The 20,866-nt window shown below is 55.8% G+C and carries 17 protein-coding genes and 1 pseudogene; 4 read left to right on the top strand and 14 right to left on the bottom strand.

All coding sequences use genetic code 11. The annotated features are described in order from the left end of the window. Positions 1-56: 56 nt before the first annotated feature. Positions 57-800 carry a sugar transferase gene (locus tag ACKLNI_RS02485; protein WP_413717414.1) on the bottom strand — a complete coding sequence of 248 codons (744 nt, stop codon included), beginning with the start codon at positions 798-800 and terminating at the stop codon, positions 57-59. Positions 801-1,617: 817 nt separating this feature from the next. Between ACKLNI_RS02485 and ACKLNI_RS02480 the strand changes: the two genes are divergently transcribed. From ACKLNI_RS02480 to ACKLNI_RS02470, 3 genes are all read left to right on the top strand, one after another. Next, entirely contained in the window at positions 1,618-3,057 is a 1,440-nt protein-coding gene (locus tag ACKLNI_RS02480; RefSeq protein WP_413717413.1) for a hypothetical protein, read from the top strand. A 340-nt stretch (positions 3,058-3,397) separates the two neighbouring features. Next, positions 3,398-4,291, top strand: coding sequence for a hypothetical protein (locus ACKLNI_RS02475; protein ID WP_413717412.1), 894 nt, complete (start codon positions 3,398-3,400; stop codon positions 4,289-4,291). Between the two features lie 161 nt (positions 4,292-4,452). Beyond that, positions 4,453-4,998 (top strand): hypothetical protein, encoded by a 546-nt coding sequence (locus tag ACKLNI_RS02470; RefSeq protein ID WP_413717411.1) that lies wholly within the window; start codon positions 4,453-4,455, stop codon positions 4,996-4,998. An 80-nt stretch (positions 4,999-5,078) separates the two neighbouring features. On the opposite strand, the gene ACKLNI_RS02465 is transcribed toward ACKLNI_RS02470, so the two are convergent. Together ACKLNI_RS02465 and ACKLNI_RS02460 are read right to left on the bottom strand one after the other, a co-directional pair. Continuing rightward, a complete protein-coding gene (locus ACKLNI_RS02465; RefSeq protein WP_413717410.1) occupies positions 5,079-6,566 on the bottom strand; it encodes a hypothetical protein in 1,488 nt (495 codons plus the stop codon). A 156-nt stretch (positions 6,567-6,722) separates the two neighbouring features. Continuing rightward, positions 6,723-8,201: an oligosaccharide flippase family protein gene (locus ACKLNI_RS02460; protein WP_413717409.1), complete on the bottom strand. Its 1,479-nt coding sequence runs from the start codon at positions 8,199-8,201 to the stop codon at positions 6,723-6,725. A gap of 136 nt (positions 8,202-8,337) precedes the next feature. Here ACKLNI_RS02460 and ACKLNI_RS02455 point away from each other — a divergent pair, with 136 nt between their 5' ends. After that, positions 8,338-9,300, top strand: coding sequence for a polysaccharide deacetylase family protein (locus ACKLNI_RS02455; RefSeq protein ID WP_413717408.1), 963 nt, complete (start codon positions 8,338-8,340; stop codon positions 9,298-9,300). Positions 9,301-9,302: 2 nt separating this feature from the next. Here ACKLNI_RS02455 and ACKLNI_RS02450 read toward each other — a convergent pair whose 3' ends face one another. From ACKLNI_RS02450 to ACKLNI_RS02400, 11 genes and pseudogenes are all read right to left on the bottom strand, one after another. After that, positions 9,303-10,523, bottom strand: a complete 1,221-nt coding sequence (locus ACKLNI_RS02450; protein WP_413717407.1) for a glycosyltransferase family 4 protein — start codon at positions 10,521-10,523, stop codon at positions 9,303-9,305. Then, positions 10,523-11,692 carry a glycosyltransferase gene (locus tag ACKLNI_RS02445; protein WP_413717406.1) on the bottom strand — a complete coding sequence of 390 codons (1,170 nt, stop codon included), beginning with the start codon at positions 11,690-11,692 and terminating at the stop codon, positions 10,523-10,525. Before ACKLNI_RS02445 ends, ACKLNI_RS02450 begins: the two co-directional genes overlap by 1 nt. Positions 11,693-11,722: 30 nt before the next feature. Next, positions 11,723-12,415 (bottom strand): sulfotransferase family 2 domain-containing protein, encoded by a 693-nt coding sequence (locus tag ACKLNI_RS02440; protein WP_413717405.1) that lies wholly within the window; start codon positions 12,413-12,415, stop codon positions 11,723-11,725. 83 nt (positions 12,416-12,498) lie between these two features. Beyond that, positions 12,499-13,626: an acyltransferase family protein gene (locus tag ACKLNI_RS02435; RefSeq protein WP_413717404.1), complete on the bottom strand. Its 1,128-nt coding sequence runs from the start codon at positions 13,624-13,626 to the stop codon at positions 12,499-12,501. A gap of 66 nt (positions 13,627-13,692) precedes the next feature. Then, complete coding sequence (gene asnB / locus ACKLNI_RS02430) at positions 13,693-15,585, bottom strand: asparagine synthase (glutamine-hydrolyzing) (protein WP_413717403.1); 1,893 nt, start codon at positions 15,583-15,585, stop codon at positions 13,693-13,695. A 66-nt stretch (positions 15,586-15,651) separates the two neighbouring features. Beyond that, positions 15,652-15,987 (bottom strand): VanZ family protein, encoded by a 336-nt coding sequence (locus ACKLNI_RS02425; protein ID WP_413717402.1) that lies wholly within the window; start codon positions 15,985-15,987, stop codon positions 15,652-15,654. Between the two features lie 249 nt (positions 15,988-16,236). After that, a pseudogene (locus tag ACKLNI_RS02420) lies at positions 16,237-16,446 on the bottom strand (IS6 family transposase); the annotation flags it as partial. Between the two features lie 49 nt (positions 16,447-16,495). Next, complete coding sequence (locus tag ACKLNI_RS02415; protein ID WP_413717401.1) at positions 16,496-17,200, bottom strand: IS6 family transposase; 705 nt, start codon at positions 17,198-17,200, stop codon at positions 16,496-16,498. A gap of 306 nt (positions 17,201-17,506) precedes the next feature. Next, positions 17,507-19,060 (bottom strand): phytoene desaturase family protein, encoded by a 1,554-nt coding sequence (locus ACKLNI_RS02410; RefSeq protein ID WP_413717400.1) that lies wholly within the window; start codon positions 19,058-19,060, stop codon positions 17,507-17,509. 45 nt (positions 19,061-19,105) lie between these two features. Continuing rightward, entirely contained in the window at positions 19,106-20,356 is a 1,251-nt protein-coding gene (locus tag ACKLNI_RS02405) for a saccharopine dehydrogenase family protein (protein WP_413717399.1), read from the bottom strand. Further along, positions 20,356-20,664 carry a 2TM domain-containing protein gene (locus ACKLNI_RS02400; RefSeq protein WP_413717398.1) on the bottom strand — a complete coding sequence of 103 codons (309 nt, stop codon included), beginning with the start codon at positions 20,662-20,664 and terminating at the stop codon, positions 20,356-20,358. Before ACKLNI_RS02400 ends, ACKLNI_RS02405 begins: the two co-directional genes overlap by 1 nt. Positions 20,665-20,866 lie beyond the last annotated feature (202 nt).

Genomic DNA, 20,866 nt, shown 5'->3' with positions numbered 1-20,866 from the left:
CCAAGTTGCCTCCAGTCTCGGCTGGTTCTGTGGAGGGTGTAATTTGCCGTCACTCCTTATTGACCGTTCGGAACAGTAAGGAAGACCAGCACCACAAGCAGCAGAAGTCGTAAGTCCATCATGAAGCTGCGGTTCCGGACGTACCATATATCGTATTTACAACGCGAAGAAAATTCCTGACCGCGGGCAAGTAATTGTGCCGGCCCCGCAATTCCAGGCAACACCGTGAGGCGCTCGAGTTCTTCAGGCTGATAATACTCCAAGGGAATTGAGGTCGCACGTGGACCAACCAAAGACATCTTGCCAGTGATTACGTGAATGAGCTGCGGAAGTTCGTCGAGACTTAGCGCCCGAAGGTGCCTTCCGATACGAGTAACTCGGGGATCCTTTGCAATCTTGAAATCACCCCCGGAATACTCGTTCAATTCCATCAAACTTTTCTTGCGTTCCTCCGCGTCGATAACCATTGTCCGAAACTTGAGCATTTTGAACGGCTTGCCGTTCTTGCCCAGGCGTTCATGCCTGAAAAAGACAGGCCCCGGACTATCAAGTTTGATCAGCGCCGCAACCATCGCAAAGAGCGGGAGCAGGAATGGCGCGCACAGTAGAACGAAGGTGACATCAAACAATCGCTTGGCAACCGGATAGAAGACTATCCCGTCCTGCTGCTTCTCGTTGATTACAGGAAGATTTTCCAGGGTCTTGCTAATGCCAAGAGTCCGCAGTTCCGTCGGCAAAAGGTCAAACCGAGCCCTTACATTACTGCGTTCTCGACGGCCAACACCGTCAAATGGAAACATCCCCTACCCCTGCAAGCAAAACAGAACGCCCACTGCCGACCAGACAAAAGCCGACCAGACTTTAGAAGATTCTGGCTGATCAAAATTCACCCCAAACATAGGTAGCAAGGCCTTCAAAGACATGTCAACTTACTTCGATACAGAAGAAGCATAATTCTTCGGCGGAAGCATCAAGATAATGCCCCTCATGTCAAAACCTTCCCCAAATTTATCCACAGGCCGCCCCCGGAAAACTTTTTTGAATTAGGTATAATTGAATTTTAACTTCAATATCTGATTTACCGGAAAATTTTTATTACTTTTATAAAGAAATATATGAAATGCAATTTTCTCCAGATGAATTTCTTAATTTGAACTTCAAACCATTTTATCAGCCCAATCTTTCGGCTCACCATACTCGACCTGCCGTGTATCCAATGCGGTGACCGAAAACGCCGCGACAGTGCGCAACATGTTGTGGCCGATTGCGTCGAAGAACGCCCTGCAGGACACGTGCCGGAGATGCCACCTTGGATCAGGGCATGCACGAGACTGACCCCGACCTCTGAAAACTCTCGGTGTGGGGAAAGCGCCCAACTTCTTGGATTTAGGGGGGGCGGCTACCGCCTGGAATACGCAATCCGTAGCGGGTTCGCGACTTTTCGCACAACGCTACCCTCTGTACAGGCACGTTTCCGCCAACAGCACTGGAGAACCGGGGGGCCGGGTAGTTGCGCCCATAAAATGCCATATTCATGCAATTTGTAGTCGGGATGTAGCCTTCAATGATTTCGCGAGTTCCAAACACTACGTCCGGCATAACTGCGAGGATTGACGAATGGCTCTGCCAGCAGAATCGAGCGAAGAATATATACGTCCGTATGGCGATAACGCCCCTTGGAATATTCCTGTTGACGGACTTGAACTGAACGAAGAATCCGACGAATTGGCGCAATTGCTTTGGAACGCAACAGCCACCGATCGGGACGACAGGAATTTTAACATCAACAACACCTCGTACACTTATCCCGTGTACGAGGTGAGTGAAGACACGCCTTACTATCCGGTCGAAAGCACAACCGGATGGGGCAACCTAGACGGCACCGAGATGCCGTACGACCCGTCTTGGCTGCCTGCTCCGGGTTCGGACGGCCAAATCATCATACTCGACCCCGAAACGGGACGGGAATGGAATCTCTGGCAGGTTTCGTTTGACGGCACCACAGTCAGTGTGTCGAATGGGAACCTTGTTGAAGGGATGGGTGGGTCGGACAGCTATTTTGACCGCGAAATCGGGTTTGCGCCATCACGCGGCGCCGGCATCCAGTACTTGGCAATGCTCGTTCGTCCCGAGGAAATCATCCAGGGTGTGATAGAGCATGCTTTGTCTATGCCGGTACCGAATACCAGCGGCCTTGAGTATCTCGCGCCAGCAACAAAGATTGAATACCCCGATCATCCAGATGGCATACCTGAGGGCACGCGCTTTTCTCTCGATGTCACATATGAAGAAATCGACGAGCATTTGGCCAGCCTGCCCGATAGTCTGTCGGACCAGACCATCGAAAGCCTGCGTGTGATCATGGTCGCGATGAAGGATTACGGCTGGTTCATTACAGATACGTCCGGCGGAACACACATCCAGCTTGAATCCACGGTTTCCGCGCAGGAAGAGTGGGAAGCTCTGGGGATGATCGATGAAGACCATGGCGGAAAGGTGTATCCACGCGACGCGCTCGACGGTCTGATGACGCTAGATCGGATCGTCGCGTATGTCCCAAGCGACGAATACGACATCGAAAACCCTGTCACTGACCCCTTGGTGCCGGTCGATGACTTGGATGTTCTCGTTGAGGTTGCCGAGGAGACCGTCGAAGAGCCACTCGGCGAAACGCCTGCACCAACGCAACCGGACGAGGCAACGCCGACAGACACCGTGGACGGCGCGAACGAAATGGCCGACCCGGAACCTGTGACGCCCCAGGCACCTTCAGCAGACACAACCGATGAGCCGGAGGAACAACCGAGCGAACCCGTGGAAGACAAGCCCATGCCTCGGTCAAAAGGGCATGAAAACCTCATAGACAAGATCATCGGCTTTTTCAAAAAGCTGCTGGGCGGCGAGTGGGAACCTCACGATCCGGTTTTCACGTCAAAAGCTAGCGCCCTTGTCGAGACCGACAGCGAAATGGTTCTTCCGCACGTCGAATTGGATGACGGAGTACCGATAGAACCTGATGAGCTTTCGGATGAGGCAAGCGAGGCTTGGGTCATATAAGGCCCTTTCTTGTCGGACCGAACGAAACGGCGCAGCCTTTGGGCAGCGCCGTTTCGCGTATCAAGGTCGTTGGAGCGAGGACGCCGCTGCCGACATGCCCCAGGCAGGGACCCAACGATAAGGACTAGCCCTTACATAATTGTTACTATTTCGGCACGTAGACACATGGTACAGAAGGAACATGATCGGTGGGCATCGTTACTTCATGCGTTCTAAGACTCTTGTCGTTCTGCTTTTGCTAAGTAGTCTGGCAGTCGCCTGTACTATTCCTGTTTCGGGCCTACGGGAAACCGTTGCAGTCGAACCAGGTAGCGAAGCAGACAAAGCGCCCGTGACTACGATGGCACTACGCAAGCCCCTCGTTGCTTGGGAGCGCCAGACGGCGAATTTGCCCCGCCACCCGCAGAGCAATTACTATGTCGACCTGTTGTGGAACTACAGCACAGACCGACCCGGCAATTTCAATTTGCGTTTCGATGAGTACACGTACCCCGTATACTCTGCCGCAGAAGCCACCGGGACATATTCTGTGCGCACCAGATGGAACTCGGATCTCGACGGTAAGCGCGTGCCTTGGAATCCAAGTTGGGAGCCCGCTCCGGGAACCGATGCGCAGATCATCGTGATCGATGAGCGAACGGGACGTGAATGGAATTACTTCCAAGTCTCGTTCGATCGGGAAACCGTCGAAGCGACCAATGCCAGCCTTGTACCGGGCGACTACCGCGTTCGCACAAGCGGCCATCCACCCTCGCGGGGCGCAGGGATCCCCTATCTCGCAATGCTGGTGCGCCCTGAACATATCGATCAGGGGCGGATACCACACGCGCTGTCCATGCCGATCCGGTCCCCCAGCGGAGTTACGTTCGTCGCACCGGCTACAAAGCTGGAGAGGGCAACGGGGCGCGTCGGCGTTCCCATTGGTATGCGATTCGCATTGAACATTACCGATCAAGACATTGAGAACTGGCTTAATTCATTGGGCCCGATGCCAGCGAAATCGCGGCGGGCGGCTCGCATTATTGCTGTGGCACTTCGCGACTACGGCTGGTTCATAACTGACACCTCAGGTGCAGCGGGCTTCCAGTTCGAATCCAACGTTTCGGCAGAGGATGAATGGCGCCGCGTTGGATTGCATGCAAGCAGCCTGGGTGAAGCGCGGCTTCGCGATCTGCTTGACGGGCTGATAACCAGAGACCGCATCTACACCATTGTACCGAGTGACGAATACTGAAGATATTCAGAGGCCTCGATTTTCGCCCGCGACGAGGATCTCACGTCCAAGCGGGATCTGGAAGACCCAATTGAAGATCGGCGGCCAAGCCTGGACGCAACTTGTCACGGCTTTTCCGGCAATATAAGCTTTTGTGAAGTATGTTTGGGGGGATACTGTCGATGTTACGCATGACTAGGTTTTTTTTCCCTTTGTTGTTGCTGGCTTCGATGGCTGCGTGCGGAGAATACGAAGCCGCGACTTATCAGGCAAAACTCGCCGGCGAATTCGGTGACAACGGCGAACACACTGCGGACTTCTCCTTTGCGGTCGACCGAGCGAGTGAAAGTTTTACCGGCGTCGTCTATAACTTTCAGACCGACCGCGCGGGCTTTGACGCACCAGATGGAGCCATACAAGTTACCGGCACAAGCAGCTTGAATGAAGAAGGTGCAATATTGCTTGTCGGCGACGGAGAAGGCGTACTTTCCCAAGGCGATCTGACGTACGAAGTGAATATCCACCTCGAAAGTGGCTGGGTGCAGGAACAGTTGAAAACCGTGTCCGGCTGGTATTCTGGCGGAGGCGGCCTCTTGGACGATGGCAATTATCAAGAATGGATATCTTACCGCGGTAAATTCCGTGTCCAAGCTGAATGCCGGGAAGATAACCTGCGAATTAACCGCTGCGCGGAACGACAGGTCTTGCCTGAAATACCGACCAAATGAGCTAGTGCCGAAAGGACTAATCAAAGTCGGCAGGCATTTTGTGCCTGTAGAAATCGACTAGTCGTCTTGCTCCGCGCCTTTCATTGGGAAAAGCGGTGAACATGCTCGCTCTGCATATTCAGGATGACGCGCTGGGCGCTCTCATGCAAGCGCGGTGATGCCTTAGCTTGGCCGTCGATAAACAGATCGCGAGACGAATCAAGATCCGCGATGAATGAGGACCAATCCTCCGTGATCGCCGAATATGGTCGGGTCATCGGGAAAGCCAGGTGCAAATCCGGTCTCAGATAACGCTGATGCATGTCTCCGAAGATAACGATCGTCGAATCTGGTACGTCCCTGTAGCGGGCTTCCCGCTCTTCGGTTGCCTGATAAAAAGTAGGGCCGCGCCGGGCTTCTTGGATCAACCGGGCCTGATCGAGAAAAGCCAGCCCAACAGTGACAACCATGAAAGCACTGATGGCAGTGCGTCGTCGCGGAAACGCAGCCAGCAAATAGTCAAATGTCGCGACAGTAATCAAGACTGTTCCCGGCCCAAGAAGACGATAGTTCAAATTGTCAAATTGACTGAGCCATCGTGCCAGCACGATTGCGCCGAAATAGGCCAGGCCAACAAGCAAGAAGCTCTGTTGGCGGCTTGAGAGGGCCGGTCGTACGGTGTCATTGCCCGCCTTGAAAAGAAAAACGGCAAGAACACCGCAGATCAGCAGATACACCGCGAAAATGATGTTTTGACCAGTTTCCCATGGCTCCCAGGAAGCGATTGGAAAAACCAACTCACGCACAATTCCGATTCCCAGCATCTTCAGAAAGCCTGCAGGGGACTCCGGCGCTGGTATCCGCTCCATCCCTGTCGCAAACCCGGTCATCGATTGGTTAATATAAAGGTAACCCGCCGCAAAAAGCCCAATAGTTCCCGCGACGGCCAACAGGAACAGAGCGCTTAGAAAACGACCACGCGCGTATAGCACCACTGAGACGACGGCAGCAGGAGCAACGACAAACAGACCGATATAGCGGGTCAGAAAAATCGCAATCCCGGCCAGAAGGAGAGCGATAAAGACGCCTGGCCCAGCACTTTCGTCATCGTCAATAAGTCGGCCAAGGAGCATCGAGAAAAGCATTAAGAGGAAAATGAAAAGCCCCTCGCTTGCCGAAAGAGAAAAGATCTCAAGAGATCCTCCAAAAAGTAGGATCAACGCCAGAATGGGGCCATTTTGGCTAAAGGTCCGCATGACAATCGCCATCGAGCCTGCCAAGAGGATCAGGTTCAGGATCTTTGACGCTATGAACACGCTTGAACCCGTGATCTTGGCCACGCCCGCGACGAAAAGCGGATAGCCAATCGGCCAGACGGCGAAATAAGTCGAAACCGCCGCGCCGCGTCCGTCGTTGCTTACGAAAGGACCTTCACCCGCGGAAATATTCGCCGCAACTCCCAGATAGTTTGTACCATCTGGCGAGACATAGCCGTTTTCGGACAGAAGTACTTTCGTGGTCACCAGAGCGAAAGCAAACAAAAACGCCAGTACGACAATAGCATGGTTCCGCAAGGTCCGGTCGATCATTTCGAGGCCATCAGCATGCTATTCTTAAAGATGCGCCTATCTTTGCCCTCAGCCATTTCGATTTCAAGAACAGCATTGCCTGAGTGCGAGCTCTCCTTAACGCCATCTGCGCCAAGTTCAGCCAGTGATGGGAGAGTCGGTCGCATCGTCGTCGATTCACTTCAGTCCACGTGCAATCCGGAACCAACGCCGGGCAGTTTGGCGATCCAGCGACCAGAAAACCACTGAATAAACAATGACGCCCAATAGAATCTCAAAAATCAAAGTCAGCAAGGGCGCACCGGGCCAAACAACCAAGGTTCGGGACCCGATGACCGCCAAGGTCATTACCGCACCGGCCAGGAGAGACGGCACCGTGACCCGAAGGACGGAAAATGCCGACACGCCCAATACACGGTGAGTAACCACAAGACGCACAAGAGTTGCGATGATTTCGCCCGCCAGCATCGCCGCCGCAATCGCCTCAATCGAACGGAACTGCAGCGCAATAAATACTATCAAGGGTATGGTAAGGGTAGCTTCGACAGTCATTATTTTCCACAGGATATCGGGGCGTCCGGAAGCCTTCATCAAGTCGCCAACGTTCCAGCCGATTGCCGTGAACACGCCTGTCAGCGCAAGGAGCGCAAGAACCGGTTCGGCCTCCGCCCACTTCTCTCCGAAGAGAACGATGATTACGGCGCCTGCAATCGAAAACAGCCCAAGCGAAATCGGAACAAGGAGAGAAACCGTCGCCCGCACGGCCTCTAGATAGCGCTCCTCAAGTAGCGCCGGATCGTCCGAAACCTTCGACAGCATTGGGAAGATCACTTTGCTCACCGCCCCGCTAATGCCCGAGATCAGCAAATCCGGGATGCGCGAAGCGACAAAATACAGTCCCAAAGCCGTATCACTTAGCGTGACCAGAATAATGAGTTGGTCTGCGCGGCGGCGAAGGAAGTGCAATACGCCGGTGGCGACGATGTGACGACCGTAGCGGAACAAGAACAAGACGTTCGACCGAGCCGGGACGCGCAAAGATGGCCGCCATTTGCATGCCATCCAGTAGACCAGAGTGCGTGCAACCTGAGCGGAGACAAGGGCCAAAAGCATCGACACGATACCGAAACCCATTGCGATCATCGTCAACACAACGGTTGCTTTGACTCCAACCGATATGAGCTCTCCCAAGGCCAAGGTGGCAAATCGGAATTCGCGAACCAGCCGAGCCTCATGGACCATTCCCGCCGTTTGCGCCAAGAATATCGGCGCAAGGGCGATCAAGAGCAGACCCGCGTCCGGCGATGAAGTCAAACGGTCGGCAAAAAGGGAAAGGAACAACAATACGAAAACCTGCACCCCACCAATCTGAAGTAAGGTGGCAAAGGCGTCGTCGAAAATCTCTTCAGGCTGTTCCTTTTGATAAATCAAAGCGAACGAAAAGCCGAATCCCCGAACTAGATCCGTAAGTTCATATATCAGCAGAAGCGCCGCAAGCAGGCCAAGCGCAGCAGGATCGAGGACGCGCGCCAATAGAATGGTCACGCCCAAATTGACTACGCGCACAAGAAGGTAGACCACGACGTTCAGGGCCGCGCCCCGAAATGCGATGCGTCCGATCGATGGCCCCGGCTCTTGGGGGTGCTCTTTGGTCACCAGGAATGCTCCGGGGATCTCAGTGACGGCATAATGAACTCCTTCGAATGACACTGGTCCGATCCAACCATCTCATTGACATTCGCTTTCAAGAAGGCTGGCATTACCACTGTCACGAAGGATTGAAGAGCATCCAATGCAGGAAGCAAGAAGCGAAAAACGGTCGCAATACTCATATCCGCTCGTCCTCTGCTATCACGCCGTCATCGACGGTCGCCCACCGCTGGACGATTTTTGCTTCCTTCCACGGTCGAACTTCAGGGCACAAATCAGATTTCTCTCGCTGATAGGTGCCCGGGTTCTGAGTGTCGAGGAGGCGGTGCGCCGCACTCGGGACGGCACCTTGCCGCCTCGCTCTGTCGTTGTAACATTCGACGACGGTTTCAAGAACAATATCGACGTAGCCCTGCCGGTCCTCACCAAGGCAGGCATGCCCGCGACGATCTACGTGAACACGGCTTTCACGGACACCGCAAAGTCGACTTGGGCATCTCGCCTGACATTTGCACTGAGTAATACCGAAAAGTCGTCTTTGTCCTTCCACGGAGAAGAATTCGACCTCTCGAGTCCGGCGGCGCGGGTGGAGACAAAGAAGACGCTGTCGGCGTTTATCAAGGAGAACATGGCCGGGGAACCGTGGACTGCGCTCGACGAAATCGAAGCAAGCCTCGACGTCGAAGTAGATCCGGACTTCCCGTCGGACTCCATCTTCCGAATGCTCGGCGCAGACCAGATTCGCGAGGCATCCGACGCGGGTCACGTCAGTTTTGCCGCCCATACAAGACGGCACCCTATCGTTTCCGCACTTGATGACGACGCGCTGCTGGAAGAGATCGACGGCTCGATCAAAGATATCGAACGCATAACAGGCCGTCCCACAGCAAGCTTTGCTTTTCCAAACGGACGGCAGGAGGACTTTGATGATCGCAGTCTGACTCTTCTGGCGGATCGCGGGATCGACATTGCCCTGACCACCTCGGCGCCCAACCGGTTTTCGACTGAAGACCCGGTTCAGGTGGGACGCTTCGTCGTCGGCAGTCGGCTGCCCCTTGCGGGGTTTGCCTCGCGCGTCCTGCATGCATTCTGGAAACTTCGCTGACATTATGCCTCTAACGCGTCCAAGACGCGGCGAGCGACCATCTTCCAGCTTCGCTCCTTCACGGCGATTAATTGGCCCTGCCGCCCCATGCGCTCTGCGCTTTCCGGATCATCCAGCAATCGTGTTATGGCGCGCGCCAGTTCCTCGGCAGAACCCGCCGGCACCACAAGCCCGGTCTCTCCGTCTCCAACGCATTCCGCGAGACCACCCACCGACGTCACCACGACCGGACGACCAAGAGACTGCGCTGCTGAAAGAGCGCCGCTTGCGGCAGCGGTTCGATAGGGAAATACAACTACTTCGGCCCGCGACAAAAGAGGACCTACAAGCGAGTTCGGGATATATTCGTGCCTCAACACGATCCGGCTACCGTCAGCTCTCTCTTCGATTTGTCGTTCGAGGCCCGAAAGGTCAAAGGTTTTTGCAGGATGACCCGCGACAAGAAGGACCGGCTTAGGTTCCGCATCTACCAATGGCCACGCGTCGACAAGATCGCTGACGCCCTTGCTCGGACGCAGAACCCCGAAGAATAAGACAAGCCGCGCACCGCGCTCCAAGCCGAAATACCTTTCGACATCTCTGGCGTCGGCATCCGTCGCTTTGAACAACATCTGGGGACCATGCGGAATAAGCCGCGTCGCTTCCCGACACCCGAACCTTTCTTCGAACTCGGATTTCGCGCTTTCAGCGAGGAAAAAGATGGGGTCGAATGTCTCGTAGATCCTCTGACGCATCCACCTGCTCAGGAGAGATGCACCTGTCTTCTCGCGGTTTTGAAACTCGTGGCAAACCTGGGTTAGACGAATACCGCGCCGCTTCATCATTCGGGCAAACCAATACACCGACGGAAAGCGTACAGTCGGAAAGAACACGACGTCTGGTTTGAGAGCGATAATGCGCCGCGTCAGTATAAGCCACTCGAAGTAATAGCGGATTCCACGGCGAAGCCTGCGTATGGGCCGAACAATGGAGCGGAGTCGCCTTGCTGCACCGCCTTTGGGCACCGTCTCGAACTTATTCCAGAGCCTCAGGACTTCGTGCATTTCGAAATCGCGAGGTTCGTCGGCCAGTTCATGTCCCTTGGCGGCCAAAAGATCGACCTTCGCCCCGCACTCCGTCAAACCGCCTGCAAGCTGAAACGAGAAATGAGCTAACCCTCCGGCGGCCTCGGGCTCAATGATTGCAATCCTCAGGGGGTCTTGCCGCTTCTCACCAGAACGCATCACCGGGCAATCTTTTCCCAAAGCACAAAATCACGCCCCTTCAGAACATCGAAAAACGCCAGCGCCGCCGCTAGGTAAGCGCGCAGGATATGGGCCGCAACCCGTGCACCGATCCACGTTCCGAACGGTGCGACCCCGGTCATTCCGATTAGTCCGACAGAAAGGGCAATAAGGTGGAGGACGACCAAGGTCCCGAAGAATATCGATCCCGTGGCCAGCGCCACTGCACTTGCCGCGACCAGACCAATCATGAAGAGAAAAGGCAGAAACAGTCGGAGCACTTTGTGCGACACGAAGGCAAAGAGCGGCCAGAGCCGCTGCAAAGGCCACACTTCCCGATCCATAACAAGCTTCAGACGCCCGGCGTTGATCCGACGCCGCCGCTTGAATTCCTCGGGGCCGCTTGGGCTGGCCTCTTCCCAACTTTCGGCATCGGGGGCGCAAATCACATCCCCGCCATGGCAAATCGCGGACATTGCGATCCAGGCATCATCGTTAACGACGGCTTTCGGTATCGGTCGCCATGCCTCGCGGCGCAGGGCGAGGATCTCGCCCACAACCGCCACCGTGCAGCCCAACCGCGTTTCATCGACACGTAACCGCTTTTCAATACGCCAATAAACCCCGTCCGACACCGCCACGCCGTCCTTGTCGGTCGCACCTCGCGCCAATACGTGCTTCACGCCACTAACCACCACTACGCTTTCACGATCGAACCCGAGCCGGATCGCTTCAATCGCATTCTTGCCGTAGATCGCGTTCGCGTCCGAAAACAACAGAAGCTCACCGCTCGAGGCTTCAACGCCCCGTTGCATGGCGCTCGCCTTTCCGCGCCGCACTGGGTCGAAGAGAACCTTTACCGGGATCTGTACGGATTCGAACGCCTCTGCGACAGTCTCGGTGCCATCGTCCGACCCGTCGGCAACAACGATGATCTCAAGCGGGGGCGGTTCCAGCGAAACCGAGTTTTCCAATTTTTTCACAATGATGCCCCGTTCATTAAGTGCTGATATGATCAAGGACACGGAACCGCCTTCTGCCCCCGCGGCGCGGCGAACGGGCGCCATGCGTGCCGCGAGTGCAATTCCTATCGGGTAAAGAACGAAGTGGTAGGCCTGCAGGAAAATGCAGACAAGGACAAGGCTCCCAAGCGCCCAAATCATGGGCATTTTGCCGTAGTCCCGAAGACCAGTCCCAAATCAGAAGTCATAATTGAACGCCTCTACATCTTCGGAATAAATCCGGCCAACCAGATCCCTGTCTTCAGGCGAGTAATGGGCACGATAATCATGGCCCGGGCGTGCCGTTGCATTTTTTCGTCCAATGACAATGGGACGGCCCAGCTTTTCAGTCAGATAGGCAGCCACCGCATCCATCTGTTCCACTCGCCCCGTGAACTCCAGATTCATCTGGCCATTCCTATTCTTCAGGAAGACAACTTGCGGTCGAAAGACCTGATCCACAGCCGACAAATCACGCATCACAAGCCATTCGTGCAGAAACCGCGAAAAGGTCGCAAATTCCGGCCTGTTATAGCGCTCCGGCCGGCTGATTTTTTCCAGTCCGCGCCCCGCGTCGCCAGATCTGTCGGCAATGGCAAAACGATATGCCGAATAGCAGCGGTCCCAAGGGTTTCGTACCACCGAGAAGCGTGGCAAAGCCTTCAACTGCGCATTTCCCCAACGATCCACATCGCTGGATCTCACATGCCCCACAAAGCGCCCGTAAACCGCAAGGCTGATGCTTGTTCCCGCATTCTTTGGAACATGGATGAAGACGATCCCGGCATCTAGAAAGACCGCGGTTCGGCGCTTCAACTGTTGATAGCGATAAACTCCGCTCGGCAGATGCGTCTGAGCGACATGCCGCAACATGTCCACACCGCGATCCATCGGCCCAACTCGCTCAGACGACACGTACTGCCCCTTCTATACTCCACACTCGGCGCCAGCTGCCGTTTTCCACTCTGCGCACTTCATTCTTCAGGCCGCCCATAGCCGATCTTTTTGTATCTGGAGAAAAGAGAGGCGAAACTGTCGCGAAAAACATTCTTTAGCACGGGTTCAATCTTTGCAATGATATATGCCAAGGCTATTGCCGCCAAAATCGGGAGGATTGGCAAAGCCCAGGACAGCGCAAAAAGACCTCTTTCGTAAAGCGAGATTGCCGCTCCTGTGACCAGGTTTTGGTGCATCAGGTAAAGCGGATAGGACACGAATCCGAGGAAGACAAGAAGGCGTTGTGAATACAGGCTTCGAACGGACTCGAACCACAGGGGCAAGAGAAAAATCAGCACGATGCCCAACGCGATAAGAAATCCCAGCGATGATCCGATACTTAGTGCGTAAGCTACCGATGCGCCGAAGGCATAAAGTAAGGCTGTCCACAAATACACGGGACGCTGCACGGACACGTATTTGAAGGTCAGGATTCCGACAAGGAACCAACCGAAAAATTGCGCCTCGATTATGTCGAACGCCCAGACTAATGGCTCAATTCTGTAGCCAAGCAGGTCGAGGAGATAGACAAAATACCAGGTTATGAAAACGCCCTGTAAAAACCGCGCCTCGCGATCGTGAAACAGATAAAACGAAAACGCTACAACGAAATAGAAAATGACCTCGACATATATTGACCAATACGCCCCATCGATGCTTTGCACATGCAACCCGGTTAGGGATGCGATCTTCCAGGGTGCAACAAAAATCAACCCCGGAAGAAGATCCAGCGGAGCGAGGGCTCCTTCTGGTCTGTTGATCAAGACGTACGACAGCAGCATTGAAACGACTGAAGCGATGAGCATCGCGGGAAACAAGCGCAACCAGCGCCGCGCGAAGAACGTCCAAACATCACGCGTTCGTTCCAGCGTCAAAAAAATGACGAAGCCTGATATCATGAAAAAAAGATGAACACCGACTGCTCCATGGGAAGCGATCGCTTCGATCCAACTCGGCACTTCCCACGGCTCGATATCACGCCAACGAAAAAACCCGTGATAAAACAAAACCATCGCTATCGCGATGCCACGCAAGCCATCGAGATATGAGATCCGTATCTCACCAATGCCGTCACGCACCACGACCACCCCCACATCCAAAAACATACAGAAAATTCGAGAATTCGGCAATAAACTTCGCGAACGCGTATGTTCGACAGCCGAGGTCACGCTTCACATTGCAGCGGCTTTTGAACTGAGGCTCTGATCGATTTCGATGTATCTGTTCAGTTTCTCGGTTACGGCTTCCTGAGACTCGCCCAATCCGTATAGTCGGCCAAAAACCTCGAGAGACGCGAAGACCGCAGCGAAAAAGCGGTTCTCTGCTGATAGAAGCTCGGCTTTACCAGCTCCCGACAGTTCAAAGACATCTTCGATAAAACCCCCATCGAAAAAGCCAGGTTTAACGACCATCGACTGGTGCCCAAAGGTCGGAAAGCCCATTTTGACCTTTTTTGCGATTGCATCCGGTACGCGACCCACGCAAGCCTGCCTTACGATTGCCTTGTCAACAAGAAACGGATGCCGACGATTGTGAATACGAGGCACGGTGCGGATTTTGAATCTTGCCGGAAGGTTCAGGGCAAAGCGGATGATATCCTCATCGAGAAATGGAAACCGCGACTCGATCGATGCCATCATGCCCATGCGATCATTCCGATGTAGAAGTGACGGAAGGTGGCACCGAAGAAGCTTGGCCGTCGCAAGCTGATCCGAGCGCTTGGCTTTGGGAAGAAATGCAAAGGCCGCCTCGAATCTTGCCTCGTCAATCTCCTCTTCGAAATTGGAAACGAGTTTGCCGAAGTTGACGAACATGTTCCCTTCTTCCTTCGGAAACAGGTATCTCCTGACCATTGGGACAATGCCGTAGAGTCGGATCATCAATTCGACGGGCAGCTTCAGCTTCTGATATCGCCGCGCTACATGCACGGGATATCCTAGGAACAATTCGTCGGCACCTTCGCCCGTCAAAACCGCCTTGACATTTTCCCTACGCGCCACTTCGGCCACATCCCCAAGGGGAAGCGCATTGAAATGCGTTACAATGGGCAATTCGTAGTAATAGGTCGACCGCGCCCAGCTGAAATTTAGACGGTCCTCGCCAAATTTGGCCTCGGCAAGTGGAGACCCGATTTCACGGCTTAGCAAACGTGCGTCCTCGATTTCAGAGTATTTCCCGACGACATTTGCGCTGAAGAGCCGGAGTTCGGGATTCTTCTCCAACGCCATCGCGGCGATCAGGCTGGAATCGATACCCCCGCTAGCAAACACTCCCATTGGCGCATCGCTCATGAGCATACGCTGGATGCTGGTGTCGAGAAGCCCGACGAAGCGCGCATCGATTTCCTCTCGCGAAGCGCGCTCGTGCTGTCGGTATTCCTCGGCGCTGATGTCTTCGCTCAAATGGTAATAGGTGTGGCTCTTTGGCGCCTGCCCCGGCCTAACGGTCAGATAAGTCCCCGGCAAAACGCTTCTGATGCCACGAAATACTGTCTGCTGGCTGCTGCCGTCGAACATATAGGCTGCCGAGAACAAGAGCTTTATCGGATCGATGTCGACCGATGTGGCTTGAGCAATAGCCTTCACTTCGGACGCGAAGTACATATCTCCGTTCTTTTCAAGGAAATGAAGAGGCTTGATCCCCAACCGGTCTCGGCAAAGGAAAAGGATCTGTTCTCGGCCGTCGAAGAAAGCGAAAGCGAACATGCCGCGTAGGCGCCGAAGCGCGCCATCAACACCGAACTCAATCAATGCATGGAACAGAACCTCGGTGTCCGAGGCTCCATCGAACGCAATCCCACGTTTTTCGAGGTCGTCACGTAATTCGAGATAGTTGTAGATCTCCCCATTGTATACAAGCGTGAAGCGAGAGTTGCGAAAGGGCTGGTTTCCCGCATCCGACAGGTCGATGATACTCAGCCTCGTATGGACGACGCCGAAACGACCCTCGGTATGGACGCCGGTATTGTCGGGTCCCCGGTGGATGAGAGCCTCTCCCATCTTAAAAAGAACCGACGGGTCCAACTCTCGATCAGTGCCACACAATATCCCTGCCAGACCGCACATAATTCATCCCCCCTTCGACGATAACTCGCATCATTTCCGCGGCGAATACACTTCTTGACCTCTTCATCATTGCCTCGTGTTTCTGCGAAAAAAATGCGCCACCCCAAGCCCCAATAGGACTCCGACAAGATTTGCCGCCGCATCCGAAATGTTTCCGCTCCGTCCCACCCACGGCTGAACGACTTCGATCACAACACCCCACGCCATCAGCGCACACGCCAACGGCAAGCGAAATTGCCTGGAACCAAAAGCGACTGGAAGAACTGCAAGGAAATAGGCGATGACATGGAAAGCCTTGTCGGATCGGCCTGGATCCAGCGGGGCAAGGCTCGCAATTGTCGTAACGACCACGAACATCAACGCGGCGATGGTTATTTTGCGGTGTAAAGCACGCCGCTCCATTCGATCAGCACATTCTCTCAACAAGATGAGTAAAGTTTGCCCCTGTCAAAACAATACCCATCCTTAATGCATCCCCATCTGAGCGCGTCTTACTTTCTTAAGCGTAGCGCGTTCCCGATCAAAGTGACACCGGTATGATGCGTGATATCGACTGAAAGAATAGTCGGTAAGGTGCTGGCAGACGGTGCTGGCAGACGGTGCTGGCAGACTAATTCGAACCAGTCTCCGCTAGGACAGTTGGACTGTCCCTTATGCGGAGCAAAGTCCGCGCCACTCGGCGAGAGCGGCGGCGCGACTGGCTTTGAAGTGCGGTCGGCTGGAGAGGCTGCGTTCCCGATTGAAGTGGTTCGAGACAGAGGCGTGGACAGAGGCGAATTTCTGAAGACTTTGCATCCGCCGGAAACGGAGCATCGCCCGCTCGCGTCGTCGGAAGGGAAGGTGTGAATTCTCAGCTTGGTGCTGTCAGACGGATTCGAACTCGTCTCTGTTAGGCAAGTAGCGCTGTCCTTTATCCCGCGCCAAGTTCGCGCCACTCGGAAAGAGCGGCGCTTCGGTTCAGCTTGAAGTTTTCTCGTGAGTAAAGGTGGCGTTCCTGATTGAAATGGTTATGCACTGAGGCGTGAACGGAGACGAATTTCTGCAAACTTCGCATGCGCCGGAAGCGGAGCATGGCTCGCTCTCGTCGTCGAAATGGAAGATGTGAGTTTTCAGCTCTGTTGTTCAGCCAGCGACCTGTTTCCTGACGATCCGCCGACCCGATTTCCTTCAGCGCAGCGCCATAGGAGCGCAGCTTGTCCGTGACGAATACGTGTGGACGGCCATGCCTCTTCATTAATTTCCTGAGAAATTTCAATGCCGCTTTCTTGTCACGCGTCTTGGTAACGAAGCTTTCAAGCACCTCGCCTTCATGATCGACGGCCCGCCAGAGGTAGTGGCGTTCGCCATTGATCTTCACGAACATCTCGTCCAGATGCCAACGCCATTGACTGGATCGCATGCCTTCGATCCTGCGCTTCCGGATCTCCGCGGCAAACATCGGGCCGAAACGGTGCCACCAAAACCGAACCGTTTCATGGCTGATTTCGACGCCGCGTTCGTGCAACAGATCCTCAACATTGCGGAGAGACAGCGGGAACCGAATGTACAGCATCACCGCCAGGCGGATGATTTCCGGGCTGCTTTGAAAGCCCTTGAACGGGTCAGATTTGGTCATAGTACGACGCTACGAGGCAGCCACACCCGTCTCAACTGAAATCTTTCTGACAACACCCATCGGACAATTTGAGTGACGCGCTGGCGAGGATTTCAATGCCAACCCCCAAGGCCAAGAGTACCCAATGCATGCTCGTTTTCCTTTGCTTTCGATCATTGTCAGTCTTGGCCGTCCGGTTTCGCGTTCAGCTCTGGAAAGGCGAAGATCTTTTGGGGCGAGACTGCCAAAGCGCACCTGCGCCCTAGCTCTATCGCGGTTCGAGAGTTGCGCCTGGCTGTTTGTTCAGTCCGCATCGTCTCTCGCCGTCTAGCTCGGCATTTGCCGAAACAGCATCGGATCAACGGAGGCCGCAGCCAGAACACCTCCCCAGAGTGCACCGGGGATACCCGGGCTCAGCACGTCCTGTCCTGCAAGGAACAGCCCCGGTACAGGCGTTCGGGTTTGCAGTGCTTCGCTCATCAGCCGGTCGGGCGTTGTGTCGATCCCGTAGAAGGCGCCCTTGTGATGCCCCGTGATCGCGCGGGTCGTGAGCGGCGTCGAGAGATTGCGGAAGACGACAAGCTTGGCGAGGTCCGGGAAATAGGACTCGAATAGCTTGAACATTTTGTCCGCCACCTTGGCCTTGAAGTCGTCGTAATCCTGACCCCGCGAGCCCGGCTCCTTGCCCGCCCATGTCTCCACCGCCGACCAGTCGACCCAGGCGACGATTTCGCCGGCGTATTTCTGCGAGGGTCCGGGGTCATGGGCGGGGTCCTTCAACGAGGCGAAGGACACGAACAGGCCGGGTGGCGGGGAGTCGGGCGCGTCGGTCCAGACGACATCGACCTTTCCTTCCGGGTAGATCCAGTGGTTCGACCGCGTTGCCCCGGCACGTTCGATATCGCCCTCGTAGCCCACGAACAGGCTGAAATGGGCGACCGAGTGCGGCAGGGCGTTGATTTCGTCGATCCAGTCCTGGTGTCCGCAATCCTTGGGGAGCAGCGTGTTTACCGTTTCGCGGGCCCCGATATCCGAGATCACCGTATCCGCGCGGATCTCCTCCCCCTCGGCTGTCCGCACCCCGACGACCCGGTCGTCCTCGATCAGAAGTGTCTCGACCCTGGTGTTGGCCCGAGCCTCGCCTCCCGCTTTCGTGATCGTCGGCAGGATATGCTCGGCAAAGGCTGCCCCCCCGCCCTTCGGATACCAGGCGCCGCTTTGCAGGTAGCCCCCTGTGATCAGGGCATGCATGGCGAAGCTGGCCTTGCTGGGCCTGCCACCATGATCGAACCACTGCGCGGCCAAGGCCTCTGCGAGAACGGGATTGTCGGTTATCTCGTCGATCACCTCCTGCGTCGTGCGCTTGCACCAGCGTTCGATGTCGTGGCTGTGCCACCACTTCAGCGCCGTGCCGACGAAGCCGGGCATCGCGCGGGTCGCGGTGACCTTGAGCACGGCATCCCGGCCATCTTTCAGCGCAGCGGTCCATGCGTCGATGGCCTCCGCCTCTTCGGGGAACCTGTCCTTCAAGTCGCGCGCCTGCGCCTCATAGGGCCGAGACAGGGCCAGCGGCGGGGCATCTCCGATATGGACGTTGTCAAAGATCGTGCCCATCGAGGCAAACTCGATCGGTGTATCCGACAGCCAGTCCAGAATGCGCCGCTCACGATCTTCCGGGGCGACATGATTGAGATAGTGGATGCCCGCGTCCCAATGGAAGCCATCGATGGTGAAACTGTGGGTCAGACCGCCCAGTGCTTGGTATTGCTCCAACAGAAGCACATTGTTTCCGGCCTTCGATAACGCAGCAGCTGCCGCCATACCACCCATGCCCGATCCGATGACGATGGCATCCCAGTCAGTCTTAGCAGTGTCGGTCATGGTCCAAATCCTCCTCGTTCTTTCAACTGCGCGGCCCCTGTTAATTCAGGGGTGCGGATTCTCGATCAGGTCGAAGGACAGTCCCGCGTGTTGCACGATACGGTCCCGCAAGAGCGGCCCCATCGCGGACGCAGGCGTCCAGAACCCTCCTCCGACCGTGATCTTCCCCGCGTCCTGCCGCAGACACAGCGCCGCCTCCGTCAGCATAAGCGTCGTCGAGCGCACACCTGGGTCGCCCTGCCCGGTGATCCGCGCCTTCAGGATGGTTCCGTCCGGCATCTCGCCCACCTGCACGATTTCGTATGAGCCGGCTTCGCGCACCTCTTTGCTCGGACCTTCCCCGGATTTTGGCAGAACCCGCCGTTCAAGCATCCGCCTGGTCGCGGGGATCGACATGGCGATAAGAAACAGCCGGCCGAAAAGGGTATCGCGCATCGCAGCCCACCAGCTCCCGACCCCGCCACCGGTCAGGCCGGTCTCCTGGTAGCGGAAGTCCCGCCCATAGGGGTAACCCATGATCGCATTGGTGCGCCGCACGACCTTGGCATTCATCGGACCCATGAAATAGGGCTTGGTCCAGGCCTTCAGATTGGCGTCCCAGGTCACCTCGATCGGCATCATGCGGTCCGGGCCGTCGGGACCGTCCCGCATTCCCTCGGGGCACAGCGCATACGGATCGACGGACAACCGGCTGAACTCCGGGTCTGTTTCACGCAGCCGCATGGCATTGAGGAAACTCGCGGCCGTTCCGCCGCTGAAGCCGCCCTTCATCCGCGTCACGCGGGTCGCGACGCGCCGGCACGGCTGGCCGTAGCGGGCGCGCGCTGCCTCCTGCAGGAACTGCACGCCGAGATCGGAGGGGATCGAGTCATGTCCGCAGGAATGCACGATCCGCGCGCCGCTTTCACGAGCTTCAATTTCATGCGCGTCGATCATGGCGCGCATCCATTGCGGTTCCGCCGATAGATCGCAGTAGTGCGTTCCGTTCTTGGCACAGGCCGCCACCAGTTCGCTTCCGTAGAGCGCGAAAGGCCCCGTGGTGGACGCCACCACGTGCGTCCGAGCGCTCATGGCTTCCATGAAAGCGGCGTCATGGCTGTTGCCTATCACCACGGCAATTGAGAGACCCACGTCGGGTAGATCCTGCCGCAGGGCTTTCAGTTTTGCCTCGTTCCGGCCGCCGATGGCCAGCGAGAGTCCACACTCAGCGCAACGTCGGGCAAGATGGTGCGCGGCGCGGCGCCCCGTGGCCCCGGTCGCGCCCCATAGAACGATATCGAACTCTCGCCCGGCCACTACTTCGGCTGCGTCCGAGGCACACCTTCTTTCGGTTTACCGATGTCTGACTGGCGAAGCTCGCGCTCTGTCAACGCATCGAGGATGTCGTTTCTGTCAGCCAGCACAAATACACGTAGTCCGTGCAGCGCAACGGCAAATCCCCATCCAATCAACGGCCAGATGAACCAGATGTTGCCTGGTGAGATCACCAGATTGATGACCACCAACAACACCATCACAGCGGCATAGACGGCTGCGTGAACGAAGAACCCGTACTTGGCAACGGCACGCCGTCGGGCGATTGCGTATTGATCGGTATGAGACAACGACCGAGCCCCCAGGCCAAATAGTTCCTAATTCCGTATGACAAAAAAACAGAACAAACCCGCTTCCCACAATGACCTGGATCAAGTGCCCGCTGAGGACGGGTGAACTCCAAAAAAGGTGTGGAGCGCTTATCTTCGTCGGCGCATGCGATGTCCGCATGTGTCAGACTTCACCACCGTAAGCAGTATTTCCCTCAGGGGT

It is taken from the genome of Silicimonas lutimaris (genome assembly GCF_047314965.1).
In the GTDB taxonomy this organism is placed as follows: Bacteria; Pseudomonadota; Alphaproteobacteria; order Rhodobacterales; family Rhodobacteraceae; genus JAVJUV01.
This window is presented reverse-complemented; position numbering and strand designations above follow the sequence as displayed.